At 64.9% G+C, this 18,416-nt stretch carries 18 protein-coding genes; 10 read left to right on the forward strand and 8 right to left on the reverse strand.

All coding sequences use genetic code 11. The annotated features are described in order from the left end of the window. Nucleotides 1-9: 9 nt before the first annotated feature. The 6 genes from G3574_RS09215 to araD1 all read right to left on the reverse strand — a co-directional run bounded on the left by G3574_RS09215 (nt 10) and on the right by araD1 (nt 5,684). Entirely contained in the window at nt 10-1,563 is a 1,554-nt protein-coding gene (locus G3574_RS09215; RefSeq protein ID WP_163962550.1) for a UxaA family hydrolase, read from the reverse strand. A gap of 87 nt (nt 1,564-1,650) precedes the next feature. Next, the gene (locus G3574_RS09220) at nt 1,651-2,445 is read right to left on the reverse strand and encodes a transporter substrate-binding domain-containing protein (protein WP_163962283.1); all 795 of its coding nucleotides are present in this window, start codon (nt 2,443-2,445) and stop codon (nt 1,651-1,653) included. 44 nt (nt 2,446-2,489) lie between these two features. Beyond that, a complete protein-coding gene (locus G3574_RS09225) occupies nt 2,490-3,218 on the reverse strand; it encodes an amino acid ABC transporter ATP-binding protein (RefSeq protein WP_163962285.1) in 729 nt (242 codons plus the stop codon). 37 nt (nt 3,219-3,255) lie between these two features. Beyond that, on the reverse strand, nt 3,256-3,900 hold the full coding sequence (locus G3574_RS09230; RefSeq protein WP_163962287.1) for an amino acid ABC transporter permease: 645 nt from the start codon (nt 3,898-3,900) through the stop codon (nt 3,256-3,258). A 33-nt stretch (nt 3,901-3,933) separates the two neighbouring features. After that, nucleotides 3,934-4,614, reverse strand: coding sequence for an amino acid ABC transporter permease (locus tag G3574_RS09235; protein WP_163962288.1), 681 nt, complete (start codon nt 4,612-4,614; stop codon nt 3,934-3,936). A gap of 68 nt (nt 4,615-4,682) precedes the next feature. Continuing rightward, on the reverse strand, nt 4,683-5,684 hold the full coding sequence (araD1, locus tag G3574_RS09240) for an AraD1 family protein (protein ID WP_163962290.1): 1,002 nt from the start codon (nt 5,682-5,684) through the stop codon (nt 4,683-4,685). Between the two features lie 114 nt (nt 5,685-5,798). Here araD1 and G3574_RS09245 point away from each other — a divergent pair, with 114 nt between their 5' ends. After that, nucleotides 5,799-6,734 (forward strand): LysR family transcriptional regulator, encoded by a 936-nt coding sequence (locus G3574_RS09245; RefSeq protein WP_163962292.1) that lies wholly within the window; start codon nt 5,799-5,801, stop codon nt 6,732-6,734. A 45-nt stretch (nt 6,735-6,779) separates the two neighbouring features. On the opposite strand, the gene G3574_RS09250 is transcribed toward G3574_RS09245, so the two are convergent. Beyond that, nucleotides 6,780-7,907 carry a S1C family serine protease gene (locus tag G3574_RS09250; RefSeq protein ID WP_163962294.1) on the reverse strand — a complete coding sequence of 376 codons (1,128 nt, stop codon included), beginning with the start codon at nt 7,905-7,907 and terminating at the stop codon, nt 6,780-6,782. Nucleotides 7,908-8,111: 204 nt separating this feature from the next. Here G3574_RS09250 and G3574_RS09255 point away from each other — a divergent pair, with 204 nt between their 5' ends. The 3 genes from G3574_RS09255 to G3574_RS09265 all read left to right on the forward strand — a co-directional run bounded on the left by G3574_RS09255 (nt 8,112) and on the right by G3574_RS09265 (nt 10,444). Beyond that, on the forward strand, nt 8,112-8,798 hold the full coding sequence (locus G3574_RS09255) for a CC0125/CC1285 family lipoprotein (RefSeq protein ID WP_163962296.1): 687 nt from the start codon (nt 8,112-8,114) through the stop codon (nt 8,796-8,798). Nucleotides 8,799-8,924: 126 nt separating this feature from the next. Continuing rightward, entirely contained in the window at nt 8,925-9,800 is an 876-nt protein-coding gene (locus tag G3574_RS09260) for an endonuclease III domain-containing protein (protein WP_205609724.1), read from the forward strand. A gap of 176 nt (nt 9,801-9,976) precedes the next feature. Next, nucleotides 9,977-10,444, forward strand: a complete 468-nt coding sequence (locus tag G3574_RS09265) for a nuclear transport factor 2 family protein (protein ID WP_163962298.1) — start codon at nt 9,977-9,979, stop codon at nt 10,442-10,444. Between the two features lie 147 nt (nt 10,445-10,591). On the opposite strand, the gene G3574_RS09270 is transcribed toward G3574_RS09265, so the two are convergent. After that, a complete protein-coding gene (locus G3574_RS09270; protein WP_235953245.1) occupies nt 10,592-11,152 on the reverse strand; it encodes a hypothetical protein in 561 nt (186 codons plus the stop codon). 63 nt (nt 11,153-11,215) lie between these two features. On the opposite strand from G3574_RS09270, the gene G3574_RS09275 reads away from it, so the two are divergent. From G3574_RS09275 to G3574_RS09300, 6 genes are all read left to right on the forward strand, one after another. Next, nucleotides 11,216-11,896: a response regulator transcription factor gene (locus G3574_RS09275; RefSeq protein ID WP_163962300.1), complete on the forward strand. Its 681-nt coding sequence runs from the start codon at nt 11,216-11,218 to the stop codon at nt 11,894-11,896. A 146-nt stretch (nt 11,897-12,042) separates the two neighbouring features. Continuing rightward, complete coding sequence (gene hemA, locus G3574_RS09280) at nt 12,043-13,332, forward strand: glutamyl-tRNA reductase (protein ID WP_163962302.1); 1,290 nt, start codon at nt 12,043-12,045, stop codon at nt 13,330-13,332. Between the two features lie 95 nt (nt 13,333-13,427). Then, complete coding sequence (gene prfA / locus G3574_RS09285) at nt 13,428-14,510, forward strand: peptide chain release factor 1 (protein ID WP_163962304.1); 1,083 nt, start codon at nt 13,428-13,430, stop codon at nt 14,508-14,510. 84 nt (nt 14,511-14,594) lie between these two features. Then, a complete protein-coding gene (locus G3574_RS09290; RefSeq protein ID WP_163962306.1) occupies nt 14,595-15,080 on the forward strand; it encodes a disulfide bond formation protein B in 486 nt (161 codons plus the stop codon). 5 nt (nt 15,081-15,085) lie between these two features. Continuing rightward, entirely contained in the window at nt 15,086-15,919 is an 834-nt protein-coding gene (prmC, locus tag G3574_RS09295; protein WP_163962557.1) for a peptide chain release factor N(5)-glutamine methyltransferase, read from the forward strand. A gap of 108 nt (nt 15,920-16,027) precedes the next feature. Beyond that, nucleotides 16,028-18,370 carry a Tex family protein gene (locus G3574_RS09300; RefSeq protein WP_163962309.1) on the forward strand — a complete coding sequence of 781 codons (2,343 nt, stop codon included), beginning with the start codon at nt 16,028-16,030 and terminating at the stop codon, nt 18,368-18,370. Nucleotides 18,371-18,416: the final 46 nt, after the last annotated feature.

An 18,416-nucleotide genomic window follows, 5' to 3' on the forward strand; every position in this document is an offset into this window, starting at 1 on the left:
GAAGATGAATCAGGTGATCGCGCCGATCTGCCAGGGAACGAACTCGTTCTGGCCATAACCGTGCATTTCGCTGCGGCTGTGGCGGCCGGAGGCGGTGTCGAGCATCAGCTGGAACAGTTCCGCGCCTTTTTCCTGGATGGTGGCCTCGCCGGTGAGGATGGTGCCGCAGTTCAAGTCCATGTCATCCTGCTGGCGCTCCCACAGGGCGTTGTTGGTGGCGATCTTCAGCGAGGGAGACGGGGCGCAGCCATAGGCCGAGCCGCGGCCCGTGGTAAAGCAGATGAGGTTGGCGCCGCCTGCCACCTGGCCCGTTGCCGAGATCGGGTCGTAGCCCGGGGTATCCATGAACACCAGGCCGCGCGCCCTGACCGGCTCGGCATACTCATATACGTCCACCAGGTTGGTGTTGCCCGCCTTGGCGATGCCGCCGAGCGATTTTTCGAGAACCGTGGTCAGTCCGCCCGCCTTGTTGCCGGCGGAAGGATTGTTGTTCATCGAGGCGTTGTGGCGATCGCAGTAGGCTTCCCACCATCGGATGCGTCCGACCAGCTTTTCGCCGACCTCGCGGCTCACCGCCCGCCGCGTCAGAAGGTGCTCGGCGCCGTAGATTTCCGGCGTCTCGGACAGGATGGCCGTGCCGCCGTGCTTCACCAGCAGGTCCACCGCCGCGCCCAGCGCGGGATTGGCCGAGATGCCGGAATAGCCATCGGAGCCTCCGCATTGCAATCCCACGATCAGGTTGCTGGCCGGCACCGGCTGGCGCTTCGCCAGGTTGGCCTCGGCCAGCATGCCGCGCACGATCTCGACGCCATGGGCAACGGTCTTGGTGGTGCCGCCGGTGTCCTGGATGTTGAAGGTCTTGAGAAAATCCGACTGCGCCAGCCCCTGGCTTTCCACCAGGCGCGCGATCTGGTTGGTTTCGCAGCCGAGGCCGATGACCAGCACGGCGGCGAAGTTGGGATGGCGGGCGTAGCCGCCCAGCGTGCGCTGCAATAGCGCCAGTCCTTCCCCTTCCGGATCCACCGCGCAGCCGACGCCATGGGTCAGCGCGACCACGCCATCGACGTTGGGAAAGTCCGCCAGCGCCTCGGGATACAGGTCGCGCCGGAAGCGGTCGGCGATGGCGCGCGCCACCGTGGCCGAGCAATTCACCGACGTCAGGATGCCAATGTAGTTGCGGGTGGCGACCCGTCCGTCGGCGCGCACGATGCCCTCGAACGTGGCCGGCGAATCGGCCGGAACGGTCGGCCTGGCGTCGGCGCAGTAGGCATAGTCGCGGGCGAAGTCACCCATTGCGAGGTTATGCGTATGAACGTGCTCGCCGGGCTGGATCGCGCGGCTGGCGAAGCCGATGATCTGGCCATAGCGCCTGACCGGCGCGCCGGCTTCGATGGCGCGTACCGCCACCTTGTGGCCGGCGGGAATGAGCCCGGCCACGCGGACATCCTCGCCGGCCAGCATGGTGCCGCCCACGAGCTGGCTTCGGGCAATGACGACGTCGTCGTCCTGGTGCAGGCGCACGGCGCGCGCGGTGTTGGCCGCCGCGGCCGGTGGCGCCGTCATGGTGTGTTCGCTGGGAGGCATGTCTGTCCTTGAATACGCCGGTCTAGACCGGCATGCGGTTGCTAACGATGCGTTGGATGGCAGGCGTCACAGGTCGGCCGGCAGCGCCGTGCCAAAGTATTTCTTGTAGATCTCGCTCAGCTTGCCGTTGGCCATGTTGGTCTTGACCCAGCCGTCGAGATAAGCCTTGAGCTCGGGTTCGTTCTTGCGCAGGCCGATGCCGAGAGGGAAGGCCTTCATGGCGAATTTCACTTCCACGTCGCGCGCCGGATTGTTTTTCTTTACCGCCGGGATCACGCTCATCGCCGCGGCGATGTAATCCTGCTGGCCGGTCGAGACGGCGGTGTTGGTGGTGGCATCGTCCTCGTAGCGCACGATGCTCACGCCAGCGATGTCCTTCGTGCCGCGCGTCAGTTCCTGGTCGCTGGTGGTGCCGCGCGTGACGGCGATGGTCTTGCCGGCCAGGTCGCCGAAGCCGGCGATCTTTTGCTTGGCCGGACCGCCGACCACGACCTGCAGCACGGCGTAGGGGTTCGAGAAGTCGACCACCTTCTTGCGTTCATCGGTGATGGAGAACGAGGCCATCACCACGTCGGCCTTCTTGGTGAGCAGGAAAGGCACGCGGTTCGGGCCGGACACCGGCACCACCTCGAGCTCGACGCCCAGGTCCTTGGCCAGCAGCTGGGCGGCTTCGATATCCGATCCGCTCTGCTTGGCCTGCCCGTCGATCATGCCGAAGGGCGGCGCGCCGATGTCGACGGCCACGAGGATCTTCTTGCGCTGCTTGATCGCGTCCAGCGCGCCCGAGGCGCTTGCGAAGGACATCGTGCCCATCAAGCCGAGGGCAATCAGGCTGGTGATGACGGTGCGGCGTGTATTCATGGTCTCTCTCCTTGTAGATGGCCGGATGGCCGGTCGTTCAATATTCACAATCCACTCGATACGAACTGGTTCAGCTCGGCGGTCGACGGCTGGCCGAGCATCTCGCCGCCGCCGGATTCCCAGACGATGCCGTGATGCATGAACATGATCTGGTCGGCGACGTTGCGCGCGAACGCCATTTCATGCGTCACCAGCACCATGGTCATGCCGTCGGCCGCCAGCTTCTCGATGACCTTCAGGACTTCGCCGGTCAGCTCGGGATCCAGCGCCGACGTCACCTCGTCGAACAGCATGAGCTTGGGTTTCATCGCCAGCGAACGGGCGATCGCCACGCGCTGCTGCTGTCCGCCGGAAAGCTGCTCGGGGTAGGCGGCGGCCTTGTCCAGCAGGCCCACCTTTCGCAGCACGTCGGCGGCGGTTTCCCTGGCTTCCTGCGCGCCGATGCCATTGACCTTGCGCGGCGCCAGCGTGATGTTCTCTTCCACCGTCAGGTGCGGAAACAGGTTGTAGCTCTGGAAAACGATCCCCACGTCCTTGCGCAGTCCGTGCAGGTCGACGCCAGGCTGGTGCATGGCGCGTCCGCATACGTGCAGCTCGCCGCCGTTGATCGTTTCCAGGCCGTTGATGCAGCGCAGGGCCGTGCTTTTGCCGGACCCGCTGCGGCCGATCAGGGCAACCACCTGGCCTTGCGTGATCTCGAAGCTCACTCCCTTGAGGATCTGGTTGCTGCCGAAGGACTTGTGCACTTTGTCGAACCGGACGATGCTGTCCATGTGAAGTCTCCTATGAATTGTTTTCCCGGCCGCCTTTTCAGCCGCGCTTGTAGCGTTGTTCCATGCGGGCCGCCAGGCGCGACAGCGGGTAGCACATGGCGAAGTAAACCAGGGCCGCGATGCTGAACACGATGAAGGGTTCGAACGTGGAGTTGTTCACCACGCGCGAAGAATAGGTCAGGTCGAAGAAGCCGATCACCACCGCATAGGATGAGTTCTTGACCACCTGCACCAGGAAGCCGACGGTCGGCGGAATGGCGATGCGCCATGCCTGGGGCAGGATCACGTAGACCGCGGTCTGCACCGGCGTCAGCGCCAGGCAGTCGGCGGCTTCCCACTGGGTGCGGGGCACGGCCTGGATGCAGCCTTTCCAGATTTCGCCGAGATAGGCGCCGGCGTAGGCGGTGAGCGCGAGGCCCGCGGCCACCAGCGCAGGCAGGTCGAATCCGGTGGCGCTGATGCCGAAATAAACGATGAACATGATGACCGGCAGCGGCACGCCCTGCACCACCGAGATGAACACGCCAGCGGCGCGCGACAGCCAAGCCCGCCGGCCGGCGCGTGCCAGCGCAAGCGGCAGGCCGAGCAGCGCGCCGCCGGCGAAACCCATCATGGACAGCAGGATGGTCCAGCCGGCGCCCTTGAAGATGAACAGCAGGTGATCGAAGGTCAATCCTTGCATCGCGTTCTCCTTGATGTCTTTTCGTTTCTCTGATTACCGGGCGGCGATGCGGCGCCGGCGCGGAAAGGCGATTCTGGCGCCCTGCTCCATGATCAGCCGCAGCAGCCAGGAGAGCACGAGATAGACCACCGCGATCACGATGTAGACTTCGAAGCCGCGGAAGGTTTCGGACTGGATGCGGTAGCCCACCGCGGTCAGCTCTTCGGCCGAAATCTGCGACATGATGGACGTGGCCAGCATCATCAGCACGAACTGGCTGATCAGCGAGGGATACATCTTTTCCACTGCCTGGGGAAGGATCACGTGCCAGATCACGCGCCAGCGCTTGAGTCCGAGGCATTCGGCGGCCTCGAGCTGGCCCTTGGGAATGGATTCCATGCCGGCGCGGATGATCTCGGTGGTGTAGGCGGCAACGTTGACCACAAGGGCAAGAATGGCGGCCGTGAAGGCCGGCACCCGCACGTGCAGCGCCGCCAGGCCGAAGAACAGCCAGAACGCCTGGATGACGAGCGGCGTGTTGCGGATCACGTCCACGTACCATCGCACGCCGGTCTGCATCCAGGACTTGCCGTAAACCCGTGCCACCGCGAGGCCCGCGCCGGCGCCGAACCCCAGCGCGATGCTGAGCGCCGACATGCGCACCGTCAGCCAGACGCCATCGAGGATGTCGCGCCAGTTGCTCATGAAGAAGCTGAAATCGAATTCGTAATCCATGTCTTGTCTCCGCCGCCTGTTTCCGTCATGTTTTGCCGCCCGGTGGGCGCGCTTGCAAAGGGGTATGCCTATAATGCCGCCATTTCTCCGGGCCGCATCGCGACCGCCGCGGTACGGTAGGCATTGCGCAGCGGCGCGCCGAATCCCGCGAGGCTGATTTCGAACACGTCCCCTTCGCGCGTGGCGACGCCGTCCGAAAACGAGGTCACGGCCGAGCCGAAGAAATGGACGTGCACCGATCCCGGCCGCAGGAACTGCGCATACTTGAAATGGTGGTATTCGAGGTTCTCGATCGAATGGCTCATGTGCTCGCGGCCGGTGGCGAAGCGCCTTTCCCACAGCAGCCTGTCGCCGCGGAAGATCCGGCTGGTACCGGCGACGCTCGGCGGCAGTTCGCCCACCAGCAATTCCGGCCCGAAGGAGCAGTTGCGCAGTTTCGAGTGCGCCAGGTAGAGGTAATTGCGGCGCTCCATCAGGTGGTCGGAAAACTCGTTCCCGCCCGCGAATCCGATGCGGTAGGGCTGCCGGTCCGGGCCGATGACGTAGAGCCCGGCAAGCTCGGATTCCTCGCCGGCGTCTTCGGCGAAGGCGGGAATCGAAATGTCTTGGCCGGGATGGACCAGGATGCCGCCGTCGCCCTTGTAGAACCACTCCGGCTGCGCGCCGACGGCGCCGGCGGGCGGACGGCCGCCCTCCAGGCCGAGGCGAAACATGCGCATCGAATCGGTCATGGTTTCGGCCGGCATGTGGTCATGGTGCATCGCGTCGCGCAGCGAGGCGCTTGCAAGATGGGTCAGGCCGGTGCCGCTCACCATGCAGTGCGCCGGGTCATCTTCATGATCCAGCGGCACGAGGATTCGGCATTCGTCGAGAATGGGGGCGTAGGGAAAGCTGGCGCCGACGCCGCGTGCGCGGATTTCCTGCTCCAGGTTGCGGCCGGCGGCAATCGCGTCAAGTGCGAGGCGGCGCATGGAACGCGCGTCGCGGATGGCTGCCACCCGCTCGCCGCCGGCGTCGATCATGCCGACGCGGCGTTGTCCATCGAGATCCAAAAACTGAATGAGCCGCATGCCTGTCTCCGTGGAAGGCGCCCTCCGGGGCGCTCTGCATTGCGAAGAACTATACGCAGCGGCCTGGTGTGTGTATATTGAATTGTTTCCATTACGTGATCACTTTTACGACTCATGGAGAAAACCCTCAACACGCTGATGGCGCGCCTGCGCCTGAAGCAATTGCAGCTCCTGATCGCGCTCGACGATCACAAGTCCCTGCACAAGGCGGCGGGCGTCATGGCGATGACGCAGTCCGCCGCGAGCAAGGTCTTGCACGAACTCGAAGACATGGTTGGCGTGGCGCTGTTCGAGCGCAGCAAGACAGGCATGATCCCCAACCAGTACGGCCACTCCCTGATCCGCCACGCGCGCCTCATGGTCACGGGCGTGGGCGCGCTGTGCCAGGACATCGCCGATATCCGCTCGGGCAAGGGCGGCCGCCTCGCCATCGGCAGCATCATGGGCGCGGTGCCGGATGTAATCGCCCCTATCCTGAACTGGCTGCATTCGCGCCAGCCCGCGCTCACGATCGAAGTCGTCGAAGACACCAGCAAGAGGCTGCTGGCCTTGTTGGAAGATGGAAAGATCGATCTGATGATCGGCCGCATTGCCGGCATGGACGATCAAGGAAAGTTCCGCTACCAGCCCTTGTGCGACGAACCGGTTTCGGTGGTGGTTGGCCATGGCCATCCGCCGCTGCGCAAGAAGGAACTGACTCTGCGCGACCTGAAGGATCACCGCTGGGTGGTGTATCCCTCGCGCATGCCCCTGCATACCCTGCTTGAGCGCGAATTCGATCGCGCCGGCCTTTCCATGCCGGCCAACCACATCGCCACGGCCTCGAGCCTGGTAACGATCACCTTGCTGGAGCGCAGCATGGATGCCGCCGCGCTGCTGCCCACCGAAGTCGCCACTTTCTTCGAGAAGCACCGGATCGTGCGCATCCTGCCGATCCAGCTGCATTCGAAGCAGCAGACCTTCGGCATCGTCACTCGCTCGGGTGGCACCCTGTCGCCGCCGGCGGAACAATTTATCCAGCTGCTGCGGGACCGCAACATGGTGCACTGACGATGGCGGAGTGGATTGCCCCTGCGGATGCGCGGCCGCGCATGGCTAGACGCATTCCACCTTGACCGTGTACCGGCGGGCGCGCTCCGCGATGGCGACGCCATCCATTTTCCCTTCCGGTTCCGCCTTCCTGTAGTACACCTTCGCCGACTCGAGAAATTCGCGCAGCACCTCCGGCTTGATCGCGAAGTTGATGTTTTGCGCGAAGTCGCCGATGTAGGGCTCCGCCTTGGCGCTGTTGAGCTTGTAGGCAACCACGCTGACGATGTTTCCCGAGCGGTCGAGCAGCGGCCCGCCGCTATTGCCGGAATGGACCTGCGCGGAAATCTGGAACGACGCCTGGTCGTTCTCCAGACCCGCGAGGGCATTGACCTGGCCGAAGGTAACGACGAGATCCTTGGCAAGAAGGTTGCTCAGGGGATGCCCGGCCGCGATGACGTCTTCTCCAAGCATGGCCTTCGACCGGATGCCCGGTTCAGCCATGCCCGACAACCCGCTGATCCGCACCACGGCCAGGTCCAGGGCCTTGGAGGATCTCGCCATCACGGCCTCGACCTTCTCGTTTTCATGATGCACGTAGAGCAAATTGCATTCGCCCGCGACATGGTAGTTGGTGACGACATAGTTCGTGCCGACGACGAAGCCGCTGCCGTATTTCGGCGTCCTGGAAGACGGCCTGTCACCCGGTCGTTGACCGGCGCCGGGCGCTTGCGGACGAAGCCAGAATGCATAATCGGCCCGCCCCGCGAAAGCCTCGCCGCAGGCGATGTCGAGTTCCTTGCCATACTTGGTTCCCGGGAAGGTCGAGTACAACGGCAGGGTGTCTGGATCGTCGCCGCGAAGCAGTTGTCCGCGCTTTCGGAGGGAACAATCCGCGACGATCACTTCACGCACTTCGATGCCGCGGAACTTGTCCATGTACCTTGTGCGGTACATGATCCGCTCACCCTTTTTCAGCATGCCGTCGAGATCGATGGCGCGATCGACTTCGTTGTAGATTTCCCCGGGCGCGTAGATCCGATAGTTTTCCGCTTTCGCATGAAGCGGCAGGAGCGTGGCGATCGGCATCGCCACGGCGGCAACGATTCGAACAATGGCAGTAAATGGTTTGCTGGAAGCGGGCGAAGAAGCGTCCGCCTCGCCAGCCGGTGACGTGATTGGATTGCGCAACATGGTTTTTGGATGAAGAAGATCGGCTGCGCAGTGTTGTGCCACCGTACCGAAAGCTGAATAGATATTAGAAACTTTTAAGCATGGTTTGCAAAAGCGTGGAAGCAGGATGGCGCTGAAAAATGTTAGAAAGAATTAGGGCGCATTTCCGGAACGGACGCGCCGAGGACGCCACCATTCGTCTCTCATTTTTTCCGGGAAACCATCGTGAAACACCCTCGCCTGGCATTCATGTTCTTCATCTGCGGCATCCTTTCCGCGTGCGCCACGTCTTATCAAGCCAAGGGGATAACCGGCGGCTTCACCGACTCGAAAATCAACGATACGACCTGGCGCGTGCGCTTCGACGGCAACGGCAAGACATCAAGGGACACTGTCTGGAATTACTGGATCTATCGCTGCGCCCAGCTCACCGTTGAACAGGGCTTCGATTCGATGCTGATTACCAAGTACGTTCCCCAGCAAGGTGGGATGAGTCAGCTGAACATGGCATTTCCGCCGCGCTTCGCCCACGAAGAAGCGAACACCGATCCCGCGAAGGCCGGTTTTGCGCGAGCGGCCGCATTCGGCGGCCATTCCGCGGGCTTGACCAAGGCCTTCTACGCAGGCTCCGGTTTCGATGCCGCACAGATGCGGAACGTGAAAAGCGCTGGCAGCTATTCCTACTACTCCATCCCCAGCTACCGGACGATCACCACGTGGCATGCCGATGGCATCGTGTACATGTTCAACGATGGCAGCGCGCCGATCCAGGCAAGGTTCTGGTACAAGCCCGCCGTGATCCTGGAAATGCTCAAGCCGTATGTCGAATCCGGGGGACAGGCCACGCCGCCCCAGCCCGAGGAAATCTTGAACAGGGCGCTGTATAAGTTCTCCGACGGCCTGAGATCGTGACGGTGGCCGCATCTCATGCCATGACGCGCCGCGTTCCTTTCCACTTGTCAATCCGTTCGAAAAAGAAGCAACGAAGTAACTCGGCCGCAGTCATACCGTCGTTCCCCTCCTCAAGACAGGCCCACCATGACCGCAAGAAGCAGGCCGCCTTCCTCGCGCCGTTCTTCCTCCGCTGCCGCGATGCGCGATCTTTTTGCGCCCGAGCCGGAGGCGGCGCCGGAAAGCCGGGAGACGGCAGATGCGGAGCGACCTGCTGATTCGAATGCCGCGGGCGACTCGCTCCAGGCCAAGGCCCTCGAGGTGCACCATCGCCTCTGCGAGGTCTACCATTGCCCACTCGGCTACTTCCACACCCTCGAACCGCTCGATGAACTGATCTCGTCCCTGCTGTCGCATCGCACCCGCAACCGCGACTCCGCGCTGGCATTCCGCACGCTGCGGGAACAGTTTCCCGACTGGGCGTCGGTGCGGGATGCGCCGGTCGCCGAGGTGCAGGAGGCGATCGCTGCCTCCACCTGGCCCGAGCAAAAGGCGCCGCGCATCCAGCAGGTGCTGCGCGAACTGACCGAACGCGGGGATGGCGAACTGACGCTGGACTTCCTGCGCGACTTGCCGGTGGACGAGGCGCGCGCCTGGCTGCAGACGCTGCCGGGCGTCGGCCCCAAGACCAGCGCGGCGGTCATCTCGTTCAGCACCATGCGCGGGCGGGCCTTGCCGGTGGACAGCCATCATCATCGGGTCGCTGCACGCCTCGGCCTGATTCCCGCCGGCCTCGCCGTGGGGCCGGCGCATCGCGTGCTGGAAGCGCAGCTTCCCGCCGGCTGGGACGCGCAGCAGGTCTACGACAACCACCAGGTGCTCATGCGACATGGCAAGGACGTGTGTACCTGGCGCGGCCCGCAATGCCAGCGCTGCGTGCTGCTCGATCTTTGTCCCCATGGACAGGCGCGCATGCGGGGCGATGACGCCGCCCTCGACGATCCCGGCCGCGACATGCATTGAATCGTTCCCGAAGCACCTCCGGACGGCGTGGCGCTGCGTTGCGATCCGGCGCGGCTCTTTCGCAACGCGGCCCGCACGCCACACGACTTCGGTCAAACCGCGTTACCCTGCCGGCATTGCTTTCCCGCGAAGCGCGACGATACTGACGATCCGATCACCACCGGCAGGAGCAGATCATGAATGAACAAGCGAACACCACTTTGGTGAAGCAATGCTATGACGCTTTCATGCAAGGCGACATTCCTCGCCTGATGAGCATGTGCGATCCGGATATCGACTGGGAACTGCCCGAAGTCCCTGGCGCGACTTTCACCGGCAAGCGGCACGGCCATGCCGAGGTGCTGGAATTTTTCCGCAGGCTAGATGAGTCGGAAACCATCACCGAATTCATGCCGCAGGAATTTATCGCTCAGGGCGAGCGCGTTGTCGTGCTCGGCCGCCATGTCGGCACGGTCAAGGCCAACGGCGAGCGTTACGAAACCGAATGGGCCCATCTTTTCACGGTGCGCAACGGCAAGGTCTGCGGCTTCCATGAATTCCTGGATTCGTTCGCGGCCTCGCAAGCCTACAGCAGCCTCGCGACAGGCAGCATGCGGCAGGCATCCATGCAGCAGGGACAAGGCCAGCAGCCATCGATCCACTAGACTTGATAACGCGCCTTCACACCACGCGCCGCAGCAGGGGAACGACAGCCTCAAGGGCATAGACCGGGGCATCGACCACGGCACCGACTCACGCAAGCCACGACGCCACCCTCGGGTGGCGTCGTGGCATTCGCGCCGGCAAGCCTGTCACTGCTTCGCGTGCAGCAGTTCGGCCGCCACCTTCGCGCAGGCATCGATGTGCTGGAAGCCGATCATGCGGAAGGCGGTGAATCCGATCGCCGCCGAGGCGATCTGCCCTGCCACCGGGACCAACTTGGCGCCCTGCTTGGCCGCCGTCTTCATGCCGGCGCGCTTGAGCACGAAGCCGATGAGTTCGCGCGTCATGGCGCGTCCGACCAGCGTGCCGCCGACGCCGACGATGGTCTGGTACACCAGCACCCTCGCCTTGGGATTGAGCCTCTCGATCTGGGCTTCGCTCAGGCCGAACTCGCCATTGATGTCATCGATCACCCGCATCAGCAGGGTGATGTCGACGGCGATGTCTAGCCCGGGGATCGGCACCGCCGCCGCGCCCGCCGACATCGTGGCGCGCCGCGTGACGAGGCGCCGGCATTTGTGGCGCAACGCCTCGATGTCCTGCTCCGAGGACGGCACGAGCGTCCACTCCTCTTCCTGCTTGCCGCGGCGCAGCTGGCGAAACGGGTTGGCCTTCATTGCGGCCTGGAAAATTTCATTCGGCTTCATCATGCGGTTCCTTCATGGCTGGTCTGATAATATCGCCCGATCTTCCCGTGCCCGTCGATCTACATCATGCACATTGCCATCGTGGCCAGCCCGGAGCAAGCGGAACGCATCGGCAAGGCGCTGGAGCGGCACGCCTGCACGCCGGTCCTTAGCACCGCCGAGCTGCTGGAACATGCCCGCAGGCATGAGCTGGATGGCATCGTGGCCGACTGGCGCGACGGCATGGCGGATCTGCCGCGCGCGGTGGCGGAGACCATGAAGCGTTCCCTGCCCATCCTGGCTCTGGTGGAGCGCGATGCGACAGCCGCCAGCATGGCGATGCGCGCAGGCTGCGGCGACTACGTTTTCCGCCCCTGGCGCGCCGGCGAACTCGCAGTCCGCGTCGACACGCTGCTCCGCCTCGCCTATCCGGACCGCCGGGCGGAATCCTTGCGGGTCGGCGAATATGCCTTCGACCTCGAGGCCAGGAGCGTATCGCGGCGCGGCCAGGCCATCGCCATGACGCAGAAGGAGGTCGGGCTGGCGCTGCTGTTTTTCCGGAACCTGGGAAGGCCGCTGTCGCGCGCCTACCTGCAGGAACACATCTGGGCGGGCGAGCCGGAACTGCAGACGCGAACCATCGACACGCACGTCAGCCGGGTGCGCACCAAGCTCGCGCTGCTTCCCGAAAATGGCTACCGGCTCGCGCCGGTCTACAGCTTCGGCTATCGGCTGGAACGCCTGGAAGGTAAGCATGACAACCCCTGAGCCGCCGCCTGCGGCACCAGCACGTACGCAACGATGATCTTTATGGCAGCGCGCGCTGCACGCGGCGTGCCGAAAACGCCCGTTTCCGTCTCGAATTGCCGCTCCACAGCGTATAATGTCGGCTGATTCCGCCTGTTTCATTACCCATGCAGCTGCTTGCCGTAGGATTGAACCACACCACCGCGCCGGTCGCCCTGCGCGAAAAGGTGGCCTTCCCCGCCGACCAGATCGGTCAGGCGGTCGCTGCCGCGCGGGCATGGTTCGGCCGCAGCGCGGCGAGCCAGTCCAGCGACGAAGCGGCCATCCTCTCCACCTGCAACCGCACCGAACTCTACGCCGCCAACCACGTTCCCGGCGGCGTGGAAGCGGCCATCGACAGCACCGCACACTTCCTCGCGCAGTACCACAAGCTGCCCTACGCCGAACTGCGTCCCTACCTCTACACCTTGCCCCAGGAAAACGCCGTGCGCCACGCCTTCCGTGTGGCGTCCGGGCTCGACTCCATGGTGCTCGGCGAGCCGCAGATCCTCGGCCAGATGAAGGACGCGGTGCGCCACGCGGAAGCGGCGGGCGGACTCGGCACCTACCTGCACCAGATGTTCCAGCGGACCTTCGCGGTCGCCAAGGAAGTGCGCAGCAGCACCGAGATCGGCGCGCACAGCGTGTCCATGGCGGCGGCGGCGGTACGCCTGTCGCAGCGCATCTTCGACCGCCTCTCCGAGCAGCACGTGCTGTTCATCGGCGCCGGGGAAATGATCGAGCTGTGCGCCGCGCACTTCGCCGCGCAGGCGCCGCAATCGCTGACGATCGCCAACCGCACGATGGAGCGCGGGGAGAGCCTGGCGCATCGCTTCAATGGCCGCGCGATCCGCCTGGCCGACCTGCCTGACCAACTCGCGCGCTTCGACATCGTGGTGTCCTGCACTGCCTCGACCTTGCCGATCATCGGCCTGGGCATGGTGGAACGCGCGATCAAGGCGCGCCGCCACCGGCCGATGTTCATGGTGGACATCGCCGTGCCGCGCGACATCGAAACCGAGGTCGGCCGCCTCGACGACGTCTTCCTGTACACCGTGGACGACCTCGGCGCCGCGGTGCAGACCGGCATGGAAAACCGCCAGGCCGCGGTGGCGCAGGCGGAAGCCATCATCGAAACCCGGGTGCAAGCCTTCATGCAATGGCTGGACAGCCGCGCGGTCGTGCCCCTGATTCAGGACCTGCACGAAACGAGCGAGGCAATGCGCCTGGCCGAACTGGAGCGGGCGAAACGCCTGCTCGCCAAGGGCGAAGATATCGACGCCGTGCTGGATGCCCTGTCGCGGGGACTGACCGCGAAGTTCCTGCATGGTCCCCAGCAGGCGCTGCACAACGCCCAGGGCGACGATCGCGCCCGCCTCGCCGCCTTGCTTCCGCAGCTGTTCCGCACCAAGCGCTAGCGCCTCCCGCCGCCCGCCTGCGTCGGCGGGCATTCCGCCCCAGCCCGCGGCTGCATTGCCGCGCCCCTCGAATTCCGGACCCAGGACTCAGCATCATGAAACCATCCATGCTCGCCAAGCTCGACCAGCTCACCGAACGGCTGGAAGAAGTCGGCAGCCTTCTCATGCAGGAAGGCGTCACCGCCGACATGGAGCAGTACCGCAAGCTCACGCGCGAGCATGCCGAACTGAGCCCGCTGGTGGCCCTCTACCAGGACTACGCCAGGACCGGCAGGGACATCGAGGCGGCGCAGGAAATGCTTGCTGACCCGGACATGAAGGAAATGGCGCAGGAGGAAATCACCGAGGGCAAGGCCCGGCTGGAACGGCTCGAGCTGGACCTGCAGAAGATGCTGCTGCCCAAGGACCCGAACGACGAGCGCAACATCTACCTCGAGATCCGCGCCGGCACCGGAGGCGACGAAGCCGCCCTGTTCGCGGGCGACCTGCTGCGCATGTATACGCGCTACGCCGAGCGCAACCGCTGGCAGGTCGAGATGGTGTCCGAATCGGCATCCGAGCTGGGCGGCTACAAGGAAGTCATCGTGCGCCTCGTCGGCGCGGGCGTCTACTCGAAGCTGAAGTTCGAGTCCGGCGGCCACCGCGTGCAGCGCGTGCCGGCCACCGAGACGCAGGGCCGCATCCATACCTCGGCCTGCACCGTGGCGGTCATGCCGGAAGCGGACGAAGTGGAAGACGTGGACATCAACCCGGCCGACATCCGCATCGATACCTTCCGCGCCTCGGGCGCGGGCGGCCAGCACATCAACAAGACCGACTCGGCGGTGCGCATCACCCACTTGCCGACCGGCATCGTGGTCGAATGCCAGGACGACCGCAGCCAGCACAAGAACAAGGCGTCCGCGCTGAAGGTGCTGGCGGCGCGCATCAAGGACGTGCAGCTGCGCGAACAGCAGGCCAAGGAGGCGGCCACCCGCAAGTCGCTGGTCGGTTCGGGCGACCGCAGCGAACGCATCCGCACCTACAATTTCCCGCAGGGACGGATGACCGACCACCGCATCAACCTGACCCTCTACAAGCTCGATTTCATCATGGATGGCGACCTCGACGAACTGACCGGCGCGCTGATGTCGGAGCACCAGGCCGACATGCTGGCCCAGCTTTCGGAAGAAACCTGATCCAGGTCTTGGAAACGCCGTTGCGCTTTGCGTTACCCTATTGCCATTTTCATTAACGCCACCTTCCTTTTCCACGGGCCTTGCATGAAGAACACCAGACCCCTCCTCGTCGCCATCGGCATCGTTGCGCTCGGCCTCGTCGGCTTTGCGCTTTACCTGCAGCACGTGAAGGACATGGCGCCCTGCCCATGGTGCGTGATCCAGCGCTACTGCTTCGTCGGCCTGGCGATCGTGTGCTTCGTCCTCGCCGCGCTGCCGAAAGGCGGCGGCCGCGCGGGCACCTTCCTGGCGGCGCTGATCGCGCTCGGCGGCGCGGGCTCCGCCGGATGGCACGTCTGGATCAAGGCGCATCCCAGCGTTTCCTGCGGCATCGACCCGATGGAAACCGCGCTCAACAAGATTCCTCCCGCGGAACTCTTGCCCTTCCTGTTCAAGGCCGACGGCTTCTGCACCACGCCCTACCCGCCGGTCATCGGACTCGACATCCCGGTGTGGTCGCTGATCTGGTTTGCCTTCTTCGCGCTGGCGCTGCTGTGGCTGAGCTTCCGCGGAGCGCCGCGCCGGGCATGACCGCCATGCCGACCTTGCCGGAATCCGGCTGGACCCTGGCGCAAGCGCTGTCCCGGTCCGGCCTGCCGGGGCTGGAAGCCCGCATGCTGGCCGGCCACGCGCTCGGCCTGAGCCGGGTGCAACTCATCACCCAGTCCGACCGGGTGCTGGACGAGACGGAGAGCGTCCGGCTTGGCGACCTGTTTTCCCGTCGCCTCGCGGGCGAGCCGATCGCCTATCTCGTCGGCGAGCGCGAGTTCTACGGCTTGCACTTTGCCACCACGCCCGCGGTGCTGATCCCGCGTCCCGAGACCGAACTGCTGGTGGAACTCGCGCTGGCCCGCATGCCGGCGCAGGGCAGCGTGCTCGACATGGGAACGGGCTCGGGCGCCATCGCCGTCGCCCTCGCGCACGCACTGCCCGGCTTGCGCGTGACGGCGCTCGATGCGAGCGAGGAGGCATTGGCCGTGGCGCGGGACAATGCGCGCCGCCATGCCCCGCAGGTCGAGATGCTGCACAGCGACTGGTACGCGGCCCTTGCCGGCCGGCGCTTCGACCTGATCGTATCCAATCCGCCCTACATTCGCGCCGGCGATCCGCACCTGTCACAGGGCGACCTGCGCTTCGAACCAGCCGGCGCGCTGACCGACCATGCCGATGGCCTGTCGGCGCTGCGCACCATCGTGGCCGGTGCGCCGTCCCACCTGGAGCGCGGCGGCTGGCTGCTAATGGAACACGGCTACGACCAGGCCGGGGAAGTGCGCAGCTTGCTGACCGCGCAAGGTTTCACCGAAGTGCAAAGCTGGCAAGACCTGGCGGGAATCGAGCGCGTCTCGGGCGGCCGGCTCGCTTTCGATTGACGGATCGGCAAGGTCCGCCATCCGTTCGCGGTTTTTCGCGATGTCAAGACTGGCGCATTCGCCCAAATTGCGTATCATCATCCGCTTGTTTTTCTCCATTGATTTTCCATGCTGCCATCGATCGAACAACGCCTCGCCGTTGAACTCGCCGCCAAGCCGGCGCAAGTTGCCGCCGCCATTGCCTTGCTGGACGAAGGCGCGACCGTGCCCTTCATCGCGCGCTACCGCAAGGAAGCCACCGGCGGACTGGACGACATCCAGCTGCGCCTTCTCGAAGAGCGCCTGCGCTACCTGCGCGAACTGGAAGACCGCCGGGCCGCGATCATCGCCTCGATCGAGGAACAGGGAAAGATGACGCCCGAACTGCTCGACGCCATCGTCCACGCCGAAGACAAGACCCGGCTCGAAGACCTCTACCTGCCCTACAAGCCCAAGCGCCGCACCAAGGCCCAGATCGCTGCCGAAGCCGGACTCACCGAACTGGCCGATGCCCTGCTGGGCAATCCCGCGCTCAACCCGGACGAAGAAGCCGCGAAATACCTCAAGCCGGCCTTCAGCACCGACAATGGCGACAACCCCGGCGTGCCGGATGCCAAGGCCGCGCTGGACGGCGCGCGCCAGATCCTGATGGAGCGCTTTGCCGAAGACGCGACGCTGCTGCAGGCCCTGCGCGAATACCTGACCGACCATGGCGTGGTCGAATCGAAGGTGGTCGAAGGCAAGGAAGACGCGGGCGAGAAATTCGCCGACTACTTCGACTACGCCGAAACCTTTGGCACGATTCCTTCGCACCGCGCCCTGGCCCTGTTCCGCGGACGCCGCGAGGAAATGCTGACCGTGTCGCTGCGCCTGGACAGCGAGGAAGAAAAGCCGAAATGGGACGCGCCGCACAATCCCTGCGAAAGCCGCATCGCGGCGCGCTTCGGCATCAGCAGCCAGGGCCGCCCCGCCGACAAGTGGTTGTGCGACACGGTGCGCTGGACCTGGCGCGTCAAGGTCTTCATGCACCTCGAAACCGAGCTGATGACCGGCCTGCGCGAGCGCGCGGAAGTCGAGGCGATCAACGTCTTCGCCCGCAACCTCAAGGACCTGCTGCTGGCTGCGCCGGCCGGCCCGCGCGCGACCATGGGCCTGGACCCCGGCCTGCGCACCGGCGTGAAGGTGGCGGTGGTGGACGCCACCGGCAAGGTGGTGGACACGGCGACCATCTACCCGCACCAGCCGCGCAACGACTGGCACGGTTCCCTGCATACGCTGGCGCTGCTCGCGGCCAAGCACAAGGTGGCGCTGATTTCCATCGGCAACGGCACGGCATCGCGCGAGACCGACAAGCTGGCGCAGGACCTCATCAAGCAGCATCCTGAACTGAAGCTCACCAAGATCGTGGTTTCCGAGGCAGGCGCGTCGGTGTACTCGGCGTCCGAGTTCGCCTCCAAGGAACTGCCCGAACTCGACGTTTCGCTCCGCGGCGCGGTTTCGATCGCGCGCCGCCTGCAGGATCCGCTGGCGGAGCTGGTGAAGATCGACCCGAAGTCGATCGGCGTCGGCCAGTACCAGCACGACGTCAGCCAGTCCCAGCTCGCGCGTTCGCTGGACGCGGTGGTGGAAGATTGCGTGAACGCGGTGGGCGTGGATGTGAACACTGCATCGGCGCCGCTGCTGGCGCGGGTATCCGGACTGAACACGAGCGTGGCGCAGAGCATCGTGACCTACCGCGACATGAAGGGCATGTTCAGCTCGCGCGCCCAGCTGCGCGACGTGCCTCGCCTCGGCGACAAGACCTTCGAGCAGGCGGCGGGCTTCCTGCGCATCATGCATGGCGACAATCCGCTCGATGCCTCGGCGGTGCACCCCGAATCGTATCCCGTGGTCGAACGCATCCTGGCCGACATCAAGAAGGACGTGAAGGGCGTGCTCGGCGACGGCAAGCTGCTCAAGGGACTCAATCCGTCGAAGTATGCGGACGAGAAGTTCGGCGTGCCGACCGTGACCGACATCCTCAAGGAACTCGAGAAGCCCGGCCGCGATCCGCGCCCGGAATTCACGACCGCGACCTTCAAGGAAGGCGTGGAAGAGATCAAGGACCTGCGCCCGGACATGATCCTCGAAGGCGTGGTCACCAACGTGGCGGCGTTCGGCGCCTTCGTCGACATCGGCGTGCACCAGGATGGCCTGGTGCACATTTCCGCGCTGTCCAACACTTTCGTCAAGGACCCGCACACCGTGGTCAAGGCGGGTCAGGTGGTGAAGGTCAAGGTGCTGGAGGTGGACGAGAAGCGCAAGCGCATCGCCCTGACGATGCGCCTGAGCGACTCGCCTTCGCCCGCCGGTTCCCGGCCAGAGCAGCGCGGCGACCGCAACGACTCCAAACGGCTGTCGCAGCACCAGCAATCGCGCCAGCCCGCGGTGAACGGCGCCATGGCGGCCGCTTTTGCCAAGCTGAAAGGCTGACGCCGGCACGGGCCGGCCCGCTCCATGCCGCCGGCCGGCAGGGCGC

The sequence above is a fragment of the Noviherbaspirillum galbum genome (assembly GCF_010974945.1).
GTDB classification, from domain to species: domain Bacteria; phylum Pseudomonadota; class Gammaproteobacteria; order Burkholderiales; family Burkholderiaceae_D; genus Noviherbaspirillum; species Noviherbaspirillum galbum.

Bases quoted from the DNA above. Each gene is read 5' to 3' on its own strand.
- G3574_RS09265 (WP_163962298.1), top strand. From the start codon at position 9,977: ATGAATGAACAAGCGAACACCACTTTGGTGAAGCAATGCTATGACGCT.
- G3574_RS09215 (WP_163962550.1), bottom strand. From the start codon at position 1,563: ATGACGGCGCCACCGGCCGCGGCGGCCAACACCGCGCGCGCCGTGCGC.
- G3574_RS09245 (WP_163962292.1), top strand. From the start codon at position 5,799: ATGGAGAAAACCCTCAACACGCTGATGGCGCGCCTGCGCCTGAAGCAA.
- G3574_RS09290 (WP_163962306.1), top strand. From the start codon at position 14,595: ATGAAGAACACCAGACCCCTCCTCGTCGCCATCGGCATCGTTGCGCTC.
- G3574_RS09230 (WP_163962287.1), bottom strand. From the start codon at position 3,900: ATGCAAGGATTGACCTTCGATCACCTGCTGTTCATCTTCAAGGGCGCC.
- hemA (WP_163962302.1), top strand. From the start codon at position 12,043: ATGCAGCTGCTTGCCGTAGGATTGAACCACACCACCGCGCCGGTCGCC.
- G3574_RS09250 (WP_163962294.1), bottom strand. From the start codon at position 7,907: ATGTTGCGCAATCCAATCACGTCACCGGCTGGCGAGGCGGACGCTTCT.
- G3574_RS09235 (WP_163962288.1), bottom strand. From the start codon at position 4,614: ATGGATTACGAATTCGATTTCAGCTTCTTCATGAGCAACTGGCGCGAC.
- G3574_RS09270 (WP_235953245.1), bottom strand. From the start codon at position 11,152: ATGATGAAGCCGAATGAAATTTTCCAGGCCGCAATGAAGGCCAACCCG.
- G3574_RS09225 (WP_163962285.1), bottom strand. From the start codon at position 3,218: ATGGACAGCATCGTCCGGTTCGACAAAGTGCACAAGTCCTTCGGCAGC.
- G3574_RS09275 (WP_163962300.1), top strand. From the start codon at position 11,216: ATGCACATTGCCATCGTGGCCAGCCCGGAGCAAGCGGAACGCATCGGC.
- prmC (WP_163962557.1), top strand. From the start codon at position 15,086: ATGCCGACCTTGCCGGAATCCGGCTGGACCCTGGCGCAAGCGCTGTCC.
- prfA (WP_163962304.1), top strand. From the start codon at position 13,428: ATGAAACCATCCATGCTCGCCAAGCTCGACCAGCTCACCGAACGGCTG.
- G3574_RS09260 (WP_205609724.1), top strand. From the start codon at position 8,925: ATGACCGCAAGAAGCAGGCCGCCTTCCTCGCGCCGTTCTTCCTCCGCT.
- G3574_RS09220 (WP_163962283.1), bottom strand. From the start codon at position 2,445: ATGAATACACGCCGCACCGTCATCACCAGCCTGATTGCCCTCGGCTTG.
- G3574_RS09300 (WP_163962309.1), top strand. From the start codon at position 16,028: ATGCTGCCATCGATCGAACAACGCCTCGCCGTTGAACTCGCCGCCAAG.
- araD1 (WP_163962290.1), bottom strand. From the start codon at position 5,684: ATGCGGCTCATTCAGTTTTTGGATCTCGATGGACAACGCCGCGTCGGC.